The sequence below is a fragment of the Coprococcus sp. AF19-8AC genome (assembly GCF_003603115.1).
In the GTDB taxonomy this organism is placed as follows: Bacteria; Bacillota; Clostridia; order Lachnospirales; family Lachnospiraceae; genus Coprococcus; species Coprococcus aceti.
Map to the genome: position 1 here is coordinate 23,843 of NZ_QTMI01000001.1, position 20,571 is coordinate 44,413.

Annotated in this window: 20 protein-coding genes; 17 read left to right on the top strand and 3 right to left on the bottom strand. The window is 44.8% G+C overall.

Annotated elements, in window-relative coordinates:
• The first annotated feature begins 192 nt into the window (after positions 1–192).
• From DWX57_RS00160 to DWX57_RS00220, 13 genes are all read left to right on the top strand, one after another.
• Positions 193–1,722: a putative DNA modification/repair radical SAM protein gene (locus tag DWX57_RS00160; protein WP_120122814.1), complete on the top strand. Its 1,530-nt coding sequence runs from the start codon at positions 193–195 to the stop codon at positions 1,720–1,722.
• An 11-nt stretch (positions 1,723–1,733) separates the two neighbouring features.
• Entirely contained in the window at positions 1,734–2,504 is a 771-nt protein-coding gene (locus DWX57_RS00165) for a TIGR03915 family putative DNA repair protein (protein WP_330514210.1), read from the top strand.
• Positions 2,505–2,627: 123 nt separating this feature from the next.
• Positions 2,628–2,918 (top strand): 30S ribosomal protein S6, encoded by a 291-nt coding sequence (gene rpsF / locus DWX57_RS00170; protein ID WP_015533308.1) that lies wholly within the window; start codon positions 2,628–2,630, stop codon positions 2,916–2,918.
• A gap of 16 nt (positions 2,919–2,934) precedes the next feature.
• On the top strand, positions 2,935–3,387 hold the full coding sequence (locus tag DWX57_RS00175) for a single-stranded DNA-binding protein (RefSeq protein WP_022216615.1): 453 nt from the start codon (positions 2,935–2,937) through the stop codon (positions 3,385–3,387).
• Between the two features lie 17 nt (positions 3,388–3,404).
• Positions 3,405–3,668: a 30S ribosomal protein S18 gene (rpsR, locus tag DWX57_RS00180; RefSeq protein ID WP_015533306.1), complete on the top strand. Its 264-nt coding sequence runs from the start codon at positions 3,405–3,407 to the stop codon at positions 3,666–3,668.
• 129 nt (positions 3,669–3,797) lie between these two features.
• Positions 3,798–4,715 (top strand): ABC transporter ATP-binding protein, encoded by a 918-nt coding sequence (locus tag DWX57_RS00185; protein ID WP_120122815.1) that lies wholly within the window; start codon positions 3,798–3,800, stop codon positions 4,713–4,715.
• On the top strand, positions 4,708–5,478 hold the full coding sequence (locus DWX57_RS00190; protein ID WP_120122816.1) for an ABC transporter permease: 771 nt from the start codon (positions 4,708–4,710) through the stop codon (positions 5,476–5,478). The genes DWX57_RS00185 and DWX57_RS00190 overlap by 8 nt, the downstream gene beginning before the upstream one ends.
• A 147-nt stretch (positions 5,479–5,625) precedes the next feature.
• On the top strand, positions 5,626–6,957 hold the full coding sequence (glnA, locus tag DWX57_RS00195) for a type I glutamate--ammonia ligase (RefSeq protein WP_120122817.1): 1,332 nt from the start codon (positions 5,626–5,628) through the stop codon (positions 6,955–6,957).
• Between the two features lie 112 nt (positions 6,958–7,069).
• Positions 7,070–7,621 carry an ANTAR domain-containing response regulator gene (locus DWX57_RS00200; protein ID WP_070098466.1) on the top strand — a complete coding sequence of 184 codons (552 nt, stop codon included), beginning with the start codon at positions 7,070–7,072 and terminating at the stop codon, positions 7,619–7,621.
• A gap of 25 nt (positions 7,622–7,646) precedes the next feature.
• Positions 7,647–8,447, top strand: a complete 801-nt coding sequence (gene dapF / locus DWX57_RS00205; RefSeq protein WP_120122818.1) for a diaminopimelate epimerase — start codon at positions 7,647–7,649, stop codon at positions 8,445–8,447.
• A gap of 10 nt (positions 8,448–8,457) precedes the next feature.
• The gene (locus DWX57_RS00210; protein WP_120122819.1) at positions 8,458–9,675 is read left to right on the top strand and encodes an LL-diaminopimelate aminotransferase; all 1,218 of its coding nucleotides are present in this window, start codon (positions 8,458–8,460) and stop codon (positions 9,673–9,675) included.
• Positions 9,676–9,891: 216 nt separating this feature from the next.
• A complete protein-coding gene (locus DWX57_RS00215; protein ID WP_120122820.1) occupies positions 9,892–11,391 on the top strand; it encodes an alpha-amylase in 1,500 nt (499 codons plus the stop codon).
• Positions 11,392–11,458: 67 nt separating this feature from the next.
• Positions 11,459–11,788 carry a YerC/YecD family TrpR-related protein gene (locus DWX57_RS00220; protein ID WP_015533300.1) on the top strand — a complete coding sequence of 110 codons (330 nt, stop codon included), beginning with the start codon at positions 11,459–11,461 and terminating at the stop codon, positions 11,786–11,788.
• Between the two features lie 112 nt (positions 11,789–11,900).
• Here the strand turns inward: DWX57_RS00220 and DWX57_RS00225 are convergent, their stop codons facing one another.
• Positions 11,901–12,602 (bottom strand): DUF1836 domain-containing protein, encoded by a 702-nt coding sequence (locus DWX57_RS00225; RefSeq protein ID WP_120122821.1) that lies wholly within the window; start codon positions 12,600–12,602, stop codon positions 11,901–11,903.
• 484 nt (positions 12,603–13,086) lie between these two features.
• Positions 13,087–14,373 carry an HlyC/CorC family transporter gene (locus DWX57_RS00230; protein WP_165852736.1) on the bottom strand — a complete coding sequence of 429 codons (1,287 nt, stop codon included), beginning with the start codon at positions 14,371–14,373 and terminating at the stop codon, positions 13,087–13,089.
• 185 nt (positions 14,374–14,558) lie between these two features.
• Here DWX57_RS00230 and DWX57_RS00235 point away from each other — a divergent pair, with 185 nt between their 5' ends.
• A complete protein-coding gene (locus tag DWX57_RS00235) occupies positions 14,559–14,741 on the top strand; it encodes a hypothetical protein (protein WP_015533298.1) in 183 nt (60 codons plus the stop codon).
• A gap of 181 nt (positions 14,742–14,922) precedes the next feature.
• On the top strand, positions 14,923–16,548 hold the full coding sequence (locus DWX57_RS00240) for an ABC-F family ATP-binding cassette domain-containing protein (RefSeq protein ID WP_117548552.1): 1,626 nt from the start codon (positions 14,923–14,925) through the stop codon (positions 16,546–16,548).
• A gap of 82 nt (positions 16,549–16,630) precedes the next feature.
• Here the strand turns inward: DWX57_RS00240 and DWX57_RS00245 are convergent, their stop codons facing one another.
• On the bottom strand, positions 16,631–17,518 hold the full coding sequence (locus tag DWX57_RS00245) for a hypothetical protein (protein ID WP_120122823.1): 888 nt from the start codon (positions 17,516–17,518) through the stop codon (positions 16,631–16,633).
• A gap of 558 nt (positions 17,519–18,076) precedes the next feature.
• On the opposite strand from DWX57_RS00245, the gene DWX57_RS00250 reads away from it, so the two are divergent.
• Entirely contained in the window at positions 18,077–19,510 is a 1,434-nt protein-coding gene (locus tag DWX57_RS00250) for an ABC transporter substrate-binding protein (protein ID WP_117548553.1), read from the top strand.
• A gap of 115 nt (positions 19,511–19,625) precedes the next feature.
• Positions 19,626–20,567: a carbohydrate ABC transporter permease gene (locus tag DWX57_RS00255; RefSeq protein ID WP_117548554.1), complete on the top strand. Its 942-nt coding sequence runs from the start codon at positions 19,626–19,628 to the stop codon at positions 20,565–20,567.
• The last annotated feature ends 4 nt before the right edge of the window (positions 20,568–20,571 follow it).

A 20,571-nucleotide genomic window follows, 5' to 3' on the forward strand; every position in this document is an offset into this window, starting at 1 on the left:
GCTTAGGATCATATAGAAGAAAGGAACTGTCATAGTCCAGAGCCTTTCGCATAGAGAAGACCGGATACATTCGTTCAGAGTGTGTCCGGTCTTTTTTGTCTGCGCCATCCATAAGTAAGTAATATTATGCTTTAACCGGCAACCAGAAATTACCTCTTGCAATACCGAACAAATGTTCGTATAATATTATGCATGAACGAGATAATTACAGGACTTACAACGAATGAAAAACTGAATATACTGGCGGATGCGGCGAAGTATGATGTGGCGTGTACATCCAGTGGAGTGGGCAGGAAGGGACGGAAGGGAGCCCTGGGCAACAGTGTATCATGTGGTATATGTCACAGCTTTGCAGCGGATGGAAGATGTATATCGCTGCTTAAGGTCCTTATGACGAACCATTGTGTATATGACTGCAAGTACTGTCTGAACCGCAGAAGCAATGATGTGCCAAGAGCGACATTTGAACCGGAGGAGCTGTGCGATCTGGTCATAGAGTTCTACAAGAGGAATTATATAGAAGGGTTGTTCCTGAGCTCCGGTGTGCTCAGGGATCCGACATACACTATGCAGAGGATGTGTGAGACTCTGTATCTTCTCAGGACGAAGTACAGGTTCAATGGATATATCCATGTGAAGACCATTCCGGGGGCATCGGATGAGCTTATAAGCATGGTGGGATATTTAGCGGACAGGATAAGTGTTAATATGGAGCTGCCGACTGAGGAGAGTCTGAAGAAGCTTGCCCCGAACAAGAGCTTTGACACCATACTTGATCCCATGGGCAAGCTGACCAGCACTATAGAATCCCACAGACTGGCGGTGGGCAAGACTGCGCGTATGGAGAGGAGCGGTATCAACAGATACCTTACTGGAAGCATATTCAACGAGAAGAATCTGCAGAAGGATCTGACCGCATACAAAGCAGAGCTGGCAGGGCAGGAAAGACATGGTGCTCTGCAGATGTCAGCAGCAGAGGCACTCGCAGATGGAATGATCTCTGATAAAAGAGACATCGGTGCTGCCTCTTCGCCCCTCCCTGTCATGTTTGGAGATACAGACAGGAGACAGGCATTTGCCCCGGCGGGACAGAGCACACAGATGATAGTTGGAGCCAGCGGAGAGTCGGATTACACGCTCATACACACAGCCCAGAGACTGTATCAGCGATACGATCTGAAGCGTGTGTTCTACTCCGCGTATATACCGATCAACGAGGACTCGGCACTCCCTGCGTTGGATACGGCGGTTCCATTGCTCCGTGAGCACAGATTGTATCAGGCGGACTGGCTGCTCAGATATTATGGATTCCACGCTGAGGAGATATTGTCTGAGAACGAGCCGAACCTCGATCAGAGAATGGATCCGAAGTGCAACTGGGCAGTGAGGCATCTTGACCAGTTCCCGGTGGAGGTGCAGACGGCACCGTATGATCTGCTTCTCAGGATTCCCGGCATAGGGCCGAAGTCGGCGGGCAGGATAGTGAGAGCCCGCAGATACGGAAGTCTGGATTTCGATAATCTGAAGAAGATGGGGGTGGTGCTTAAGAGAGCACATTATTTTATAACGTGTGGCGGACGTATGATGTACAGGATCCCTATAGAGAGGGATTACATTGTCAGGGAGATGACGGATCTGAGCCGGGGAGAGAACTGGCAGGCATCACACGGCAATGAACAGTATAGACAGATGACTTTATTTGATATAGGAATGAAGGCGTGAAGGTGGAAGTTATGGATAATATGAAGGTTTTTACATGCAGAGACAGATATGACGATATGGCTACATGCATATATGAGGCGTGGAGTATGGCACTGCAGGTCGGACACGACCATGTGATGCTTATGAAGGAGCCTGTGGAACAACTGGATATATTCGCTGACTATATACATGTCGAGCCGGATGCGGACAAGGTGCAGAAGTTTACCCGGTCTGTGAAGAAGGTATCCTGGCTGGTGTACCGCAACGTATTCAATGCACTATTGTCGCATCAGGAGGATGCACTGGACACTGTGTACAGATATCTGATACTGGCATTTGCCGAGGGCCGGAAGGTGGAACATATGCTCATAAGTCCGGAGGTGATGCGTATCATGGAGCTTGGGCGGAGTGTGAGCAACGAGGCACATCTATTCAGGGAGATAGCCAGATTCACTGCTGTCCAGGGGCGGGTGTATGTATGTCATATAGAACCAAAGGACGATGTTGCGCTTCTTGTCGCCAGTCATTTTGCGGACAGGATGCCGTCAGAATACTGGCTGATAGTGGATGATGGCAGACGTTACGCCGTGGTGCATCCGGTGGATTCGGATATGTATGTGAGGCGGCTTACAGATCAGGAGATGGAGACGCTGGGCAGTGCAGAATATATGGAGGATGATTACACAGATATGTGGAGAACATTCTTCAGCGCGGTGAGCGTGGAGCAGAGAGAGAACTACAGATGCCAGAGAAGCATGTTCCCTTTGTGGTCGAGAAAGCATGCCACAGAATTTTTGGGATGATCATAGAAAAAATGCTTGAATTGGCTGGAAAAATATGATAGTATCTGAACTTGTGATGTATTAATCATATTTTCCTTGCTCACAGATGACTGTGGGCCAGAGACCATAAGGAGGTGCAATGTAATGAACAAATATGAATTAACTTTAGTTGTTAGTGCAAAGATTGATGAGGAAGCCAGAACAGCTGTAGTTGATAAGGTTAAGTCTTATATTGAGAAGGCTAACGCAACAATTACAGAAGTTAACGAGTGTGGACTCAAGAAGCTTGCTTACGAGATTCAGAAGATGGGCGAAGCATACTACTACTTCATTCAGTTTGATGCAGAGGCTGGAGTTCCAGCTCAGCTTGAGGCTAACATTCGTATTATGGAATCAGTTCTTAGATATCTTTGCGTTAGATTAGACGCCGAGTAATAGGAGGTATTCTATAATGAACAAGGTAATATTGATGGGTCGTCTCACAAGAGACCCGGAAGTTAGATATTCACAGTCAAACACAGGTGATGGCCAGATGGCTATTGCAAGATACACATTGGCTGTAGACAGAAGATTCAATAGAAATGGCGACCAGAGTGCAGACTTCATCGGCTGCGTTGCATTTGGCAGGAGCGCTGAGTTTGCAGAGAAGTACCTGAAGCAGGGAACGAAGATTGCTATAACAGGTAGAATCCAGACTGGAAGCTATACGAATAAGGATGGTAACAAGGTGTACACAACTGATGTTGTTGTTGAGGAGCAGGAGTTTGCTGAGAGCAAGGCTGCAAGCGGACAGGCATCAGGCGGTGGATATCAGCCAGCAGGAAGACCGGCACCTGGCAATGCAGGAGCTGAGGGCTTCATGAGTATACCGGAAGGTATTGAGGACGATTTACCATTCAAGTAAAATAGGAGGTAAATACAATGGCTTACAATAAGACTGATAGAGCTGACGCTCCAATGAAGAGAAGAAATATCCGTAGAAGAAAGAAAGTCTGCGAGTATTGTGCTAATAAAGAGGCTGTGATCGATTACAAGGATTCAAACGCACTCAGAAAGTATATCTCAGAGAGAGGTAAGATCCTTCCAAGAAGAATCACAGGAACATGTGCTAAGCATCAGAGAGCAATCACAATTGCTGTTAAGAGAGCTAGACAGATCGCAATATTACCATACGTTCAGGATTAATTCTTATCATTGATAAGTATATAAAGGACCCGTTATTCAGCTATGTGCTGGATGACGGGTTTTTGTGTAAATTCATAGAATATTATTTCCTGTAGGCGTATTTTATGAGGACAGAAAGGTGGGGAATAAATGGCAGAGAATGTTGTGAGAGTAAGCGGACTCACGAAGACATTTGGAAAGAATACTGTTTTGTCCAATGTCAATATATCTCTTGAAAGGGGAAAGATATATGGCTTTATAGGACAGAACGGGGCAGGAAAGACGACCATGATCAATCATATCAATGGTCTGTTGTTTCCTGACGAGGGAGAGATAGAATTGTTTGGCGTCAGTGACAGCAAGGGGCTGGTGAATGCCAGAAAGAGGATAGGAACGGTGTGCGAACATGCCGGACTGCACGACAATTATAATGCTGGAGACAACATAAAGCTTAATATGAAACTGAGGGGGATAAAGAACGACAAGCTCATCGACCAGACCATAGCAAACGTTGGACTGCAGGGTGTTGGTAAGAAGAAATTCAGAAACTATTCGATGGGAATGAAGCAGAGACTGGCAATTGGCTGTGCCATGCTGTCAGGTCCGGATCTTCTGCTCCTGGATGAGCCTATAAACGGGCTTGATCCGGTTGGAATAGTTGAGATAAGAAATCTTCTCAAGCAGATAAATCAGAGGTTTGGCGTGACGATACTTATATCCAGCCATATACTCACAGAGCTTCACGAGCTGGCAACGGACTACATAATGATAGACAGAGGACAGATCATAGACTGCCTCTCCGCAGCGCAGCTTGATGCGAAGTGTCACAGAAGACTGAGACTGCGCACCAATGATGTGAAGAAGGTGCTTGATATTCTTGCTATGAGATACAATATAGTGAATGTGTATGTGAATGGTGATGAGATAATCGTGGACCAGCCGGTAAACTCAGACGAGCTGGCATGGGTTCTCTACAATGAGAGGGTGTTTGTCAGTGAGTACCATCTCGAGGAGGAGAGCCTTGAGAACTACTTTATTCACAGGATAGGGGGTGCTCATTATGCGTGAACTGTTGCCGGCTGAATTTTATAAGCTGTATAAGAGCCTGGGCTTCAGGGTGTGCCTGATAGTTTTCTTTGTCCAGGATATAATATATCTGATCTCGGTGGGATTGGTTGGAGATATTCTCGGAATAGAACTCACGGGAGATTTTCAGTTTCAGTATCTGCTGGGCTCGTTTTCCGGAAGCTCGGTGTCGGGCATGCTGTTTGGATTTATTGCGGCGTCGCTCATCACCAGCGATTACAAGTCCAGGGATATCCAGTGTGCGATAGCCCAGGGACACAGCAGAGCACATATAATGTTTGCGAAGATCATAGTATATATAGTGGCGATCTGGATACTTTCTCTTGAAGATATACTTGTGTATACCGTAGGAGGATGCATTTGTGGAGGCTTTGGAAAGGAATTTACCATGGATGTGGCGGGATATATGCTGAGATCGGTGGCGTGTGAGGGATTTGTGCTTACGATGTTATATATGACATGCGTGTTCCTTGCGTTTGCACTGACGTCCAAGGCTGCGTCAGTATCAGTGAATCTGCTGCTGTTTTTCCTTGTGGATCTCGGCGTGCAGATCATGCCTGTGCTGTTCCAGTCGGATGTTCTGGAGAAAATACTGGGCTATATGCCGTTCAGTTCTGTGAGGGAGATGAGTCAGGTCGATATAGACTGGAGCCATGCTGGAATATCGCTGGCGGTGGCTGCTGCATACGGCACGGTGATGATCGTGGCAACATGGCTGACATTCAGAAAGAGAGATCTTCGATAGAGAATTATGACAGAATATACATTTGCTCAACCGTTCATCTGTGTTGACAAAAGTTCTGTCAAAGTTTATTATAACTCTAGCTATGAGAAAATCTCATAGAGATTTACATGCAGAGGATCAAACAATGTGTAGAAAAGGAGTATAACGATGGGAAAATACACAAAGGAAGACATACTGAAAAAGGTCAAAGAAGATGATGTTGAGTTTATAAGACTTCAGTTCACAGATATTTTTGGTGACCTTAAGAACGTAGCGATAACCTCAAGCCAGATAGAGAAGGCACTTGACAACAAGATCATGTTCGACGGTTCTTCTATAGAGGGCTTTGCAAGAATTGAGGAGTCAGATATGTATCTGTATCCTGATTATGATACATATGAGACATTCCCTTGGAGACCACAGCAGGGAAAGGTTGCAAGACTTATATGTGATGTATATAAGCCTGATGGAACACCATTTGAGGGCGATCCAAGATATGTACTTAAGAGAGCTCTGGCTGAGGCAAAAGAGATGGGTTACACTATGAATGTAGGTCCTGAGTGTGAGTTCTTCCTCTTCCAGACAGATGAGAACGGAATGCCTACAACTAACACATACGAGAGAGCAAGCTATTTTGATCTCGGACCACTGGATTTCGGTGAGAATGCGAGAAGAGATATGGTTCTTACTCTTGAGCAGATGGGATTTGAGATCGAGGCATCACACCATGAGGTAGCTCCTGCACAGCATGAGATAGATTTCAAGTACGGTGAGGCTTTGAGAACCGCCGACAACATCGAGACATTCAAACTGGTTGTAAAGACTATTGCCAAGAGACATGGTCTCTGCGCAACATTCATGCCAAAGCCAAAGTATGGCGTATGCGGTTCAGGTATGCATATGAACATGTCGCTCCAGAAGGATGGCAAGAACATATTTGCAGATGGGAACGATAAGCTCGGACTTAGCCAGGAGGCTTACTGGTTCATCGCCGGAATCATGGAGCATATGAAGGAGATGACAGCCATCACCAACCCACTTGTAAATTCATACAAGAGACTTGTTCCAGGCTATGAGGCTCCTATTTACATCGCATGGTCAGCAAAGAACAGAAGTCCACTTATCAGAATTCCAAGTGCACGTGGTGCAGGAACAAGAGTTGAGCTCAGATGTCCGGATCCAACAGCTAACCCATACCTTGCCATGGCAGTATGCCTTAGAGCAGGACTTGACGGAATCAAGCGTCAGCTTCCAGTTCCATCAAGTGTAGATACAAATATATTCAACCTCACTGCAGAGGAGAAGAAGGCACGTCATATCCACAGCCTTCCTGCAAACCTCAGAGAGGCAACTCTTGCCATGAGCGAGAGCGACTTCATGAAGGAGGCAGTTGGTTCACACATCTTCGAGAGATATACAAGTGCCAAGATGGATGAGTGGAATGAGTACACAAGACAGGTTACAGACTGGGAGATCTCAAACTATCTGTACAAAGTCTGATCTTATACACGAACAATATAAAATGATGAGTAGTATAGGTAAGCGGAGCGAAAGGTCTGCTTACCTATATATTTGATAATAGCTATACGTACACGATTGAGAGGGCTTTGATTTGGTAAATGTTATAATAGTTTTTCCGAAAATAGAGGAAGCAAAGAGTATAAAGAACCTGCTCATTCGCAATGGTATAAGTGTTACAAAGGTGTGTACAACCGGAGCCCAGGCGGCGCAGGCTGCGGATGCGTGTGACGATGGAGTCATAATATGTGGATATAAATTCCTGGATATGATGTATTCAGATCTTGAGAATTATATTCCGAAATATTTTGACATGATCGTGCTCAGCAGCAAGAAGAATTATGAGGAAGTCCGGGATAGCGGCGTGGTATGTCTGTCTATGCCGATAAAGTCTATGGACTTTGTGAATACCGTAAGTCTCACAATAGAGAATCTTCTGTGGGAGAGAAAAAAGAGAAAGTCCAGGCCAAAGGAGAGAACCGAGGAAGAGAAGAAGGTCATCAAGGCGGCAAAACTCAAGCTTATGCATGACTTTGAGTATGATGAACAGGGCGCTCACAGATATCTGCAAAAGAAGAGCATGGATAACGGTATAAATATAGTCGAGATGGCATATATGATACTGGATAATTCAGATTGTTTCTAAAACAGATCAAGAGGGAGGCTTTCTATTGCGATTCACGAAGATGGAAGGACTTGGAAATGACTACGTGTACGTGAACTGCTTCAGAGAAAAGGTATATGATCCGGAGATCCTTGCCAGGCTTGTCAGTGACAGGCACAGGGGCGTTGGGGGCGACGGACTGATACTTATAGGACCTTCGGCCAGGGCTGATTTTAATATGGATATATACAATGCGGATGGCAGCAGGGCAGAGATGTGTGGAAATGGCATAAGATGCCTTGGCAAGTATGTATACGACCATGGAATGACGGAGAAGACGGAATTTACTGTGGAGACACAGGCGGGTATAAAACGGCTCAGATGCATTCTGCAGGATGGAAGAGTGGCTGCGGTGTGTGTGGATATGGGCAGACCGGATATAGGTGCGGCTGTCGAGATGGCTGTTCTGCCTGATGAAACCGTGGATTTTGTCCGGGTATCCATGGGCAATCCCCATGCGGTTGTGTGGGTGGATGATATATATGTCTGCCAGATGGAGACTTTGGGGCCTGAGATGGAAGTGCATCCCATGTTCCCGAACAGGACAAATGTAGAATTTGTCCAGATCGTTGACGAAGATCATATGAGGATGCGAGTGTGGGAGCGCGGCTCCGGCGAGACATTTGCGTGCGGTACAGGCGCGTGTGCGGCTGTGGCGGCGGGGATAGCTGCCGGCAGGACGAGAGATTCGGTAAAGGTCTCATTGCTCGGAGGAACTTTGGATATTGATTACGACAGGCAGAATGAAACTATGTACATGACAGGACCGGCAAGGGAAGTATTTGAAGGCTGGACTGATATATATTAGGAGGAAAGATATGTTTAAGGCAAATGAAAATTATTTAAAGCTTCCGGGAAGTTATCTCTTCTCAACAGTTGGAAGAAAGCAGAGAGAGTACAGCGCAGCACACCCGGACAAGAAGGTTATAAGACTCAGTATCGGTGATGTGACTCAGCCACTTGCACCGGCTATCATAGAGCGCCTTCACAAGGCTGTAGACGAGATGGCAGTTGCGGAGACATTCAAGGGATATGCTCCTGATCTCGGCTATGAGTTCCTCAGAAACACCATAGCAAAGAACGACTATGCTGACAGAGGCGTGGACATATCTGCTGATGAGATATTTGTCAGCGACGGGGCAAAGAGTGACTCAGCAAATATCCAGGAGATATTTACAGCAGACAGCAAGATCGCAGTATGTGATCCTGTATACCCTGTATATGTTGATTCAAATGTAATGGCAGGAAGAACAGGAACATACGACAAGAACACAGAGTTGTGGAGCGATGTAATTTACATGCCATGTCTTGCGGACAATAACTTTGCGCCAGAGCTTCCAAAGGAGACACCTGACATCATATATCTGTGTTTCCCAAACAACCCTACAGGAGCAACGATCAAGAAGGATCAGCTTCAGGAGTGGGTAGATTACGCAAATAAGGTCGGAGCAGTCATCATCTACGATGCTGCATACGAGGCATATATCAGCGAGGAGGATGTTCCTCATACAATATATGAGTGCAAGGGCGCAAAGACATGTGCTATCGAGCTCAAGAGCTTTTCTAAGAACGCAGGATTCACAGGAACACGTCTTGGCTATGCTGTAGTTCCAAAGGATCTGAAGGACGCAGATGGCGTGTCAATGCACAGCCTGTGGGCAAGAAGACATGGAACAAAGTTCAATGGCGCTCCATACATTGTTCAGGCAGCAGGAGACGCAGTGTACTCAGACGAGGGCAAGGCTCAGACAAAGGCTCAGATCGCATACTACATGAACAACGCAAAGGTTATCTCACAGGGACTCAAGGATGCGGGTTACACTGTATCAGGCGGTGTAAATGCGCCATACATCTGGCTTAAGACACCGAACAACATGTCATCATGGGATTTCTTCGATTATCTGCTTGAGAATGCAAATGTAGTCGGAACACCAGGCTCAGGCTTCGGACCAAGCGGTGAGGGATATTTCAGACTTACTGCATTCGGAACTTATGAGAATACAGTTGAGGCTATAGAGAGAATCAAGAATATGTAATACAGCTATAAGCTGTGGTGTATACATGCATGGATCAGAGTGTGTGATCCGAGATATATACGTTACAGTACATAGTGTCTTTGGCATGCCTGCAGGCACTCCGGTAAGGGGAGTCTGAGGGCATGTTTTTTGTTATTTGTCGGTCTTTACTCATATATTCAGATTTGATATAATGACTTATAAGGGTGATTAAAAGCCAATAACGGAGGTATTGAGATGAAGGATAACGGACTTTTGGTACAGTATTTTACAGCGAATACGACCGACAGCCAGGATTTATGGAAAAAGGCAGCAGAGGACGCTGCGGTTCTGAAGAAGATGGGGGCTACGGCTGTATGGTTTCCGCCTGCTACAAAGGGAGCACAGGGCAAAGAAGATATGGGGTATGCTCCGTACGATCTGTATGATCTGGGAGAGTTTGACCAGAAGGGTTCAGTTGGAACCAGATATGGAACTAAGGATGAGTATATAGCTGCTATAAAGGCTATGAAGGATCAGGGTATAAATGTCTATGCGGACATTGCGGTCAGACAGAAGCTCGGCGCTGACAGGATAGAGAAGGTTACAGCAGCCGACTTCAACACCAAAGATATTCCACAGATGATCGGCAATAAGAAGACTGTGGGAGCACTTTCAAAGTTTACATTCCCTGGAAGAAAGTCAAAGTATTCCAAGTTCAAGTGGAACTGGAAGCATTTTGCGGGAATAGACTGGAAGCAGGAAGAATTCAAGAAGCGTGTGTGCGCTCTTGAGGGCAGGGATTATGACGAGGCGGACAAGGAATATTCCAAGTATGATTATATAATTGGAAGCGAGATTGATTTCTACAATCAGGAAGTGTATGACGAGCTCATGGCGTGGGCTCAGTGGTACGAGAAGACCACTGATGTGGACGGATTCAGATTCCAGGAGGCAGAGGCTATCCCTGCATGGTTTGTGAAGGATTTTATTGAAGCGACATCTGATGTCCCTGCAGCCGCTAAGAAGAAGGGCGCAGATGAGGCTCCGGAATATGTACATAAGGACATATTTGCTGTCGGTGATTTCTGGCACTGGAATACAGAATATCTGAATGGCTATATCAAGGCCACAGACAATGAGGCATCCATGTTCGATGTGCCATTGCACTTCAATTTCCACGATGCATCTGTGGCAGATGGAGAGTATAACATGGCAGATCTGCTTAAGGGTTCACTTATGATGAGCAATCCGGAGAAGGCTGTTACATTTGTAGATAACCACGAATCCCAGGTCGGAGGAGTCCTGGAATCGTACGTTGAGGATTGGTTCAAGCCTCTGGCGTATGCGGTCATACTGCTCAGAGAGCAGGGCTATCCGTGCCTGTATATCGGCGACTATGCGGGAATACCACAGGTTAAGGTAAAGTCGAAGAAGACGATACTGAATAAGCTGCTCAAGCTCAGAAAGAAATATGCATACGGAACTCAGCACGACTACTTTGATCACAGCGAGGTTGTTGGATGGACCAGAGAGGGCGACGAGGAGCACAAGGATTCAGGACTTGCGGTTGTCATGTCCGATGGAATGGGCGGCACCAAGAGAATGTATGTGGGCAGACAGTTTGCGGGAGCACATTTTGCAGATGTCATGGGTAATGCCAAGTATGACATCAAGATAGATGACGAGGGCTGTGGCGAGTTCTATGTCAACAGAAGAGGCCTTTCAGTCTGGATCAAAAAAGATTGCAAATTATAAGAAAGTGGTATATAGTATATATTACTTTATCACGCTAAAGTCGTGAAAGTCAAAAAGGAGCTTAGACATGGGAAAAACAGTACATACAGAGGCAGTACAGGATCTGTTTGAGGCAATACTTACATTGGAGACAGAAGAGGAGTGCTTTAATTTCTTTGAGGATGTATGCACGGTGAATGAACTGTTATCTATAGCACAGCGTTTTGCAGTGGCCAAGATGCTGAAGGAAGACAACACATATCTGGAGGTTGCGGAGAAGACCGGAGCATCCACAGCCACGATAAGCAGGGTCAACAGATCCCTGAATTATGGCAAGGACGGATATGAGCTTGTATTTTCAAGAATGAAGAGCTTCCAGCAGAATGACAAGCAGAGCAACGAGAAAACCGACAAGTAGTCGGACAAAACCCCTGAACGATAAAATGTAATCGTTCAGGGGTTTTATTTGTGTTACAGGCTGGAGTCCTGTGGAATCTGGTCGCAATACTTGTTGGTTGTGCGTAAGCTGACTATTTTTTCTTGCCCTCGGCTGCGGCGTTTGCCTGTGACTGCTTAGCCTTTGCGGCTTTGGCTGCTGCCTGCTCTCTGGCTTTCTGTGCCTGGGCTTTAGCCTTCGCCTTGGCATCTTCCTCAGATTCCTGTCTGAGCTTGTCTACCAGATGCTCCACATATTTCTTCTTGGCATATATATCAACTGAGAGAAGTGAGATCATGCTGAGATCGTGGAGATAGGAGTCCTTCTCAGGATCGTACATGGCATCAGCCTTGTTGGCTGTTCTCACGATATCCTTGATGATGTCACCGTAATGCTGGGATAGATGCTCATACAAGTGGGCGTATATATCAGAAATATCCTTTCCGTCCTTGTTGGAATCAAAATAACCATCTATAAGAGGCTCAAGCAGAGTCTGTATATCGTTGATGCTGAGCATGTTCTTCAGGTAGTATATATAAATGAGCAGTATAAGGTGCTGCTTAGAATATCTCTTCTTATTAGGCGATGGCAGAAGATTGTTCTTCGTGTAGTTGTTGATCATGGTCTTGGTCATCACCTTGTCCTCGTCATTGCGCCTGTTCTTTCCAAGCTGATCCTCCATGAAGGTGGTCAACTGATCCATGTACAGGTCAATGGAAGGAATATCCTTAGGGTTTATATAATCAAGGCCACCGGCCATTGATATTATGTCTTTAATATTTGTCTTTTTATCCATATAGACACCTCTTATATTAGTTGGAGCACGCACAGGAACTGCTGTGCGAAAATGCTGTTCATAAATACCGTTCACAAATTGACATATTCCAACAGTTGTACGTGCTGTGTATGCAGTATGCATTGTTTACGCAGCATGTGCTGTTTTGTGCAGTATGTGTTGTTTATGCAGTGTGTAATACTGCATATAAACAGTTGATTTTGAATCAACACGACATATTATATAGTATTCAAAACTACATTACAAGGTTGTTTTACTATAAAACGTATTAATTTGTTAAAAAATCAAGAGGAAAGAGAATGCTCAGGACGCTAGCTGGCTGCAAGCTTGACGATTGTATCTTTTTGAGCCGAAAAAAGAGAAAAGCACACAAGCTTTCGCAAGCCTGTGTGCTTTTCGTAAATTCCTTCGAGAAATATCACAAAATTGTATCTTTTTCAACGAAAATGTCTGTTTGCGCATAACCCCGCCACCCGGCGCTGGCTTACTCGCCGTCGGCGTCGCCTGGCTCCTGCGGAGCCAGCGTGATAAGCACTCTGGCGACTCGCTTTTTGTCCATCTCAAGTACCTTGTAGATGCATGAGATGTCGGTGACGGACTCGCCCTTGGCTGGAATGTGATCCAGCAGCTCGGTTATGTAACCGCCGAGGGAGTCGTAGTCCTCTGATTCTATCTTTAGATTCAGTGCATCATTCAGATCATCCAGCTTGATGGAGCCATCGACGTTGTAGTGGGTGTCGTCAATCTTGATGATGTTGTTGTGTTCCTCCGTGTCGTACTCATCCTTGATGTCTCCGATGATTTCCTCAATGAGATCCTCAATGGTAATAAGTCCTATGCAGATTCCGTACTCATCGAGCACGATGGCCATGGTATTGGAATCCGACTTCATGGAGTGCAGAAGATCATTGGTCTTCTGATATTCATATACATACAGTGGCTTTCTCATGATGTTACGAACGCTGAAATTATTGATATCATGGGTTGCCTTGTAGAAGAAGAGATCCTTAACATGAAGGATACCGATCACGTTATCTCTGGAGTCCTCATATACAGGAATTCTCGTATACGGTACTTCCATGTAGAGCTTCAGCAGATCATCATAAGCCATATCAACAGAGGCGATGGTCATATCTGCTCTTGGGATCATGACATCCCTTGCGATGGAATCTCCGAAGTCCACCACATTGGTTATCATTTCCTTCTCTTTGTCCTCGATGACGCCTTCCTCCTCACTGACGTTCACCATGCTTATGAGTTCATCCTCGGTCATCTTCTGGTTCCCGCCGTCCTTGTCGAGCCTTATGATCCAGAATATAAAATCAGCGATCTTATTCACTATGAATATCACAGGTGTGAGCACTATCATAAGGAACTGGATTATGTCAATGTATAACAGCGATATCTTCAGGTTAAAACGCTGAGCCAGGGTCTTTGGTGTGATTTCTCCGAAGAGGAGAACGATCAGTGTCAGGGCTCCGGTTGCAATACCGACAGCAGAGCTTCCAAATGCCTTTGTTACGAATGTGGTCGTGAGAGAAGATGCTGATATGTTGACAATGTTATTTCCTATAAGAATAGTGCTTATCAGCTTGCTTGAATTCTCTGTGACCTTGAGAACCCGTGAGGCCCGCTTGTTGCCGTTGTCTGCAAGAGACCTGAGCGAGAATTTACTCACCGTTGTGAGTGCTGTTTCAGCTGAAGAAAAGAATGCGGACAGTGCGATCAGCACCACCAGAATGATAATGTTTATTATGGAACCTGCGTCCAAGATTTCATCTCCAATCATTTAAAAAATTTTTAATTCTGATTGTACTTAATATATAGCATATTGTCAAGAATCCGTACCTTGATGTGGCAAAGAATCAGCGAAGAATGAAATGGGGAATAAAAAGCAGAAAAAGACACACAATAATAAGGCAGCAGAAAAATGCATAGCAAAAAGGAGAGAACATCATGAGAAGTTCAACAGAAACCTACAAAGAAGTTGCAGAGAGATGCAGTGCGTATGAGAAGAAGTGTTCTTGTAAGGGTCTTTCAAACGATGTGACGGGTAAGAGTTGTCTTAACTGCGATCATTTTACAGACACAGAGTACTGTGAGCTTGATCTGTATGATCCTATAGTCAAGAATCTCTAGCTGGCAGCCAGAAATTTCTGGTAAAGGATATCAGAATGGAAGAGTGGAGCGGGGCAGGAAAAGCGCCGCTCTGTACATAAAGTAAAGTTGACACATCTGACATGTATTGATATACTTAATCACTGAAAATGGAGGCGTTTGCGTGTGCAGACAGAGTAAATAGTGAAAGGTATATACGTCGATGATTAGTGCGAATAACGTAACATTGAGATTTGGTAAGAAGGCTTTATTTGAGGATGTAAATATCAAATTTACAGAGGGTAACTGTTATGGACTGATCGGTGCAAATGGTGCCGGCAAGTCAACTTTCCTGAAGATCCTGTCAGGAGAGATAGAGCCGTCAAAGGGTGATGTGACCATGAATGATGGAGAGAGACTTTCAGTTCTCCAGCAGGATCACTACAAATACGATGAGTACCAGGTGCTTGACACAGTAATCATGGGTAACAAGCGTCTGTATGAGATAATGAAGGAAAAAGATGCTATATATATGAAGGAGGACTTCTCAGACGAGGATGGAGTCAAGGCTGCAGAGCTTGAGGCTGAATTTGCTGAGATGAACGGCTGGGAGGCTGAGTCAGATGCCTCAACACTTTTGAATGGCCTTGGTGTAGGCACAGAGTATCACTACAGCCTGATGAAGGATCTGGATGGTGGACTCAAGGTCAAGGTGCTTCTTGCCCAGGCCCTTTTTGGCAATCCGGATGTACTTCTTCTGGATGAGCCTACAAACCACCTTGATATGGATGCCATCGCATGGCTTGAGGAATTTCTCATCAACTTTGAGAACACGGTTATCGTTGTATCGCATGACAGATATTTCCTGAACAAGGTATGTACCCATATAGCAGATATAGATTACAGCAAGATCCAGCTCTACGCAGGTAACTATGACTTCTGGTACGAGTCAAGTCAGCTGATGATCAAGCAGATGAAGGAAGCCAACAAGAAGAAGGAAGAGAAGATCAAAGAGCTCCAGGAGTTCATTCAGAGATTCTCGGCAAATGCTTCAAAGTCCAAGCAGGCGACATCACGTAAGCGTGCTCTTGAGAAGATCGAACTGGATGATATTAAGCCATCGAGCAGAAAGTACCCATATATCGATTTCAGACCTAAGAGAGAGATTGGAAATGAAGTGCTTACCGTGTCACATATTTCTAAGACAGTTGACGGTGAGAAGCTTCTAGATGATATCTCATTCACAGTTGGACATGACGACAAGATAGCATTTGTAGGACCAAATACAAAGTCAACAACCATGCTCTTTAAGATACTTGCAGGCGAGGAGGAGCCTGATGAGGGAAGTTACAAGTGGGGTGTTACAACTTCACAGGGATATTTCCCTAAGGACAACACCAAGGAGTTCGACAACGACCTTGTGATAGTAGACTGGCTCACTCAGTATTCAGATGAGAAGGATGCCACATATGTAAGAGGTTTCCTTGGAAGAATGCTCTTTGCAGGTGAGGATGGAGTTAAGAAGGTCAAAGTCCTCTCTGGAGGAGAGAAGGTAAGATGTCTTCTGTCCAAGCTGATGATCATGGGGTCAAACACCCTGATTCTTGATGAGCCTACAAACCATCTGGATATGGAGTCGATCACAGCGCTCAACAACGGACTTATCAAGTTCCCTGGAGTCGTATTGTTCTCCTCACAGGATCACCAGTTTGTACAGACAACAGCCAATAGAATTATAGAGATAACAAACACCGGTCTCATAGACAAGCAGACTACATATGATGAGTATCTTGCTAATGACGAGCTTGCAAGAAAGAGACAGGTTATGAATATGGATTCTGAGGACTGATATATTGATATATGATCACCTGAATACAGATCATGACAGAAAAAATGGCTGTGACACAACAATATGTCACAGCCATTTTTTCTTATTCTATACCAAGATCAAAAATGTAATTCAACAGCTTGATAATGTGGTCAACATTCTCCTCGCTGTTGCCCGGGAATGAGAGATACACATCGTTGTATCCCAGGTTCATGCGGTTGGCAAAATCCGTTCCGCTGATGTTTATTGCGTATGCGGAAGTGTGATTTGCGGAATCCTGCGCCGTTACTACACGATCCTTGAGCTCTCCCTCGAAGAGAGTTTTGAGAGTGCCATCATATGTATCAAGCGGATGTATCAGATTTATCCAACTGCAGCACTCAACTCCGGCCTTGTCGGATATCAGCACATCATATACATTGTCCTCGCACAGCAGCGGGAAGGAAGAGTATTCCGTTCCATTTGCATCGTAGTCAGCGTCAAATGTAGTCGGATCGTAATGCAGGTTCTGCATATATTTAATCTTGTCCGAGTCTTTATAATTATAGTAGCTCTTATAGTCGTCTATAACGGATGTGTCCACGCTCCATGGATCAGGACTGTTGACCACCGCATATGCAAATACCGTCGGCCGGGTATTGGAATATACCGCCAGTGAGATCCAGGTCAGTGACACTACGATCATCAGTATTCCTATGATCTTCCATTTGTTGCAGTCTATAAAATAATGAAAACGCTGTGAGCGTGTCATGTCCGCTGTCTCAGCCTTTTTTTGCGCCCGTCTGTATCTGCGGCGCTCTGATCTCGTCATGGCGTGAAGCTCAAGACTGTTTTCGGTCGCAAGGTCCGCTTTGGGCGCTGCAGATCTAGGATCTGAGAAACCGTCGGCCACCTCACGCTTGACACCCCTTGGCTGGATCAAAATGTCATCCGGGGCATCCTTCTGTGTGCTTTCCAGCACCTCTTCCTGTGTATTATCTTTTTTGCTCATTCAAAACTCCTCTGCACGAAAAGAGCCGGAGGGCGTCCGGTCTTCCGCGTCAAATATATTTAATAATAGTATACTAACATATAGAAGAGGAGAACAGAACCCCTCCAATAGTGAAAAAAGTCTAAAATTTAAAATTGCACAATAAAACAGATCGGTTTTGCATGCACTATACATAATGACTAAAAGAAAACCCTGTAAATAAGCTGTTTTATATATATAAAGTACAGTTGCCATATTAGCCGGAAAGGCGCATGGAATGTACGAAAAATAGACTATTTGACAAAAATGATAAAATACACGCCTTATAGATAAAGTTTAATTAGTTATTTTTTTAGCTTAAAAAAAGGCAAATGTGCAAAAAAGATAAAAAAGCTCAAAAAAGGGGTTGCCAAATTAGATAATATGCCCTATAATAAGCCTATGTTGACAAGGACGTTGTCAATAAAATCACAACAGAGGTCATGGAAAAGCATGACACGGCATTCCGGATATGCTCGATAAGGCGATTTTAGAGCATAACATTGGAATAGCACACATATTTAAAAGGAGGGTTTTTTTGTGAGAAAAATCAAAAAGGCGTTAGCACTTTCATTAGCTATGGCAATGGGATTATCACTCGTTGCATGTGGCGGAAATGATGATGCTACAACAGAGGCTAAGACAGAGGCTAAGACAGAGGCAACAGAGGCAACAGACGCAGCATCAGATGATGCTACAGAGGCAACAGAGGCAGACGCTTCAGCAACAGGAGCAATTGCAGCACCTAGCACAGATGGCTGGGATGACAGCAAGAAGATCTACGCTTACTCATGGGATGAGGATTTCTCAAAGAAGATGAACGTCGTTCTTGACAAGTTCCCAGAGTACAAGGATTATGTTGAGTTCGTAACACTTGGTGTTGGTGGAACATCAGATGAGTACAAGACAGCTATCGACACAGCTCTTAAAAGTGGAGACAAGTATCCTTCACTTATCCCAGCTGATAACGATGTAGCTAAGTACTGGTCAGAGACAGACGCAACAGCAAACCTTACAGATCTTGGATTTACAGATGATGTTATGGCTAATTCATACGACTTCGCTAAGCAGTATGGAACAAAAGATGGACAGCTTAAGTGCGTTACATGGCAGGCTACAGCAGGTTCTGTATTCTACAGAAGAGACATTGCTAAGGAAGTTCTTGGATCAGATGATCCTGAGACAGTTCAGGCAGCTCTTGCTGATTGGGACAAGTTCTTCGAGACAGCAGACAAGTTAAAGGATGCTGGATACAAGATCGTATCTGGTCCTTCAGATGTTAAGTACGCTATCTGGGATACTCAGTCACAGCCTTGGGTAACAGATGACGGTTCATCAGAGAAGCTTACACTTGATGGTGCAGTTACAGAGTACCTTGAGACAGGTAAGAAGATCTATGATGGTGGATATTCAAACAACACAGCCCTTTGGGATTCATCATGGGCTGCTGATATGACAAATGATTCAAAGGTATTCTGCTACTTCGGATGTCCTTGGTTCATCGGTTCAATGCAGGGTAACGGCGCTGTAGATGGTAACTGGGGAGCTGTTACAGGCCCTACATCATACCACTGGGGCGGTACATACGTAATGGTTGGTAAGGATACACCAAACCCAGAGCTTTGTGCATTCCTTCTTTACGAGTTAACATGTGATCCAGATGTTGGTGTTGAGATCACAAACAAGACAGGTGACTGTGTAAACAACAAGGCAGCTAACGAGAGACTTATCAATGGTGAGCTTTCAAGCGACAATGCAGCTCAGAAATTCCTTGGCGGACAGAACCCAATCGAGGTATGGGCAGCAGCAGCAGAGGGAATCAACCTCAGCAACGTAACATACAATGACGCTTCAATCAAGGGATTCATCGATGAGGCAGCTACAGCTTACAACTCAGGTACATACACATCAGTTGATGATGCTGTTAAGTACATCGAGGACAAGTGTGCTTCAGAGCTTGGTATCTCAAAGTAATCTATCCCTAAAATAAAGGATAAAACTATAAAGTAACAAAATGCACGCATCAGTAATGAAAGTTGCTGGTGCGTGTGTACTATAGACCAATATTTTAAGGGGGGCGTATCACACTATGAAAAAGAACAAGACAGTTGAATACGGCAAGTATGGTTTGATGTTCCTCATTCCGTTCTTCCTTGTTTTCCTTATCTTTCAGCTGTATCCACTTATCTATACGTTCTACAATTCACTTGTCTACTCAGCTAAGAATGGTAGATATGTGACAACAAGCGTAGGACTCGGTAACTTTACCAATTATGTGTTTGCAAAGACCGGAAGTGAGTTCTGGCAGGCACTTGCTATAACAGTTGTTCTGTGGATAGTAAACTTCATCCCTCAGATCCTTCTCGCACTTGTTCTTGCTGCCTGGTTCACAGACATCAAGGTTAAGTTAAAGGGTCAGGGTGCATTCAAGGTAATCATGTACATGCCTAACATCATTACAGCAGCTACAATTGCCGTTCTCTTCTACAGTATGTTCGAGGTTCAGGGACCTATCACGAGCCTGTTCAGAAGTTGGGGATGGTGTGATGATGGTGGTATCCTGAATCACGGCTGGGCATCACTTATAATCATTGCTTTTATTCAGTTCTGGATGTGGTATGGTAATACAATGATTGTCCTTTGTGCAGGTATTCTCGGTATCAATCCATCACTTTACGAGGCAGCCAGTGTTGATGGTGCTACATCAAAGCAGCAGTTCTTCAAAATAACACTTCCACTGCTCAAGCCGATCTTACAGTACACACTCGTAACATCAGCTATCGGTGGTCTGCAGATGTACGATATTCCACAGCTGTTCAACGAAGGTAACCCAGTTGTAAGAGTAGGTGGATCAGATGTCAATTCTACAACAACAGTAGTTATGCTTATCAAGAAGTATGTAAGTGCAGGTCCTACACAGGATTATGGTAAAGCTGCAGCTTACTCAGTAATGCTTTTCGCATTCACATTGATAATAAGCTTACTGTTCTATAAGCTGACATCAGAGAAAACAGCAAAACAAGGAAAGTAGGTGA

Coding starts and splice junctions, on each gene's coding strand:
- DWX57_RS00185 (WP_120122815.1), top strand. CDS start 3,798: ATGGCAGAGAATGTTGTGAGAGTAAGCGGACTCACGAAGACATTTGGA.
- DWX57_RS00245 (WP_120122823.1), bottom strand. CDS start 17,518: ATGAGCAAAAAAGATAATACACAGGAAGAGGTGCTGGAAAGCACACAG.
- DWX57_RS00215 (WP_120122820.1), top strand. CDS start 9,892: ATGAAGGATAACGGACTTTTGGTACAGTATTTTACAGCGAATACGACC.
- DWX57_RS00225 (WP_120122821.1), bottom strand. CDS start 12,602: ATGGATAAAAAGACAAATATTAAAGACATAATATCAATGGCCGGTGGC.
- DWX57_RS00240 (WP_117548552.1), top strand. CDS start 14,923: ATGATTAGTGCGAATAACGTAACATTGAGATTTGGTAAGAAGGCTTTA.
- DWX57_RS00210 (WP_120122819.1), top strand. CDS start 8,458: ATGTTTAAGGCAAATGAAAATTATTTAAAGCTTCCGGGAAGTTATCTC.
- DWX57_RS00165 (WP_330514210.1), top strand. CDS start 1,734: ATGGATAATATGAAGGTTTTTACATGCAGAGACAGATATGACGATATG.
- DWX57_RS00160 (WP_120122814.1), top strand. CDS start 193: ATGAACGAGATAATTACAGGACTTACAACGAATGAAAAACTGAATATA.
- DWX57_RS00175 (WP_022216615.1), top strand. CDS start 2,935: ATGAACAAGGTAATATTGATGGGTCGTCTCACAAGAGACCCGGAAGTT.
- rpsF (WP_015533308.1), top strand. CDS start 2,628: ATGAACAAATATGAATTAACTTTAGTTGTTAGTGCAAAGATTGATGAG.
- rpsR (WP_015533306.1), top strand. CDS start 3,405: ATGGCTTACAATAAGACTGATAGAGCTGACGCTCCAATGAAGAGAAGA.
- glnA (WP_120122817.1), top strand. CDS start 5,626: ATGGGAAAATACACAAAGGAAGACATACTGAAAAAGGTCAAAGAAGAT.
- DWX57_RS00255 (WP_117548554.1), top strand. CDS start 19,626: ATGAAAAAGAACAAGACAGTTGAATACGGCAAGTATGGTTTGATGTTC.
- DWX57_RS00235 (WP_015533298.1), top strand. CDS start 14,559: ATGAGAAGTTCAACAGAAACCTACAAAGAAGTTGCAGAGAGATGCAGT.
- DWX57_RS00190 (WP_120122816.1), top strand. CDS start 4,708: ATGCGTGAACTGTTGCCGGCTGAATTTTATAAGCTGTATAAGAGCCTG.
- DWX57_RS00220 (WP_015533300.1), top strand. CDS start 11,459: ATGGGAAAAACAGTACATACAGAGGCAGTACAGGATCTGTTTGAGGCA.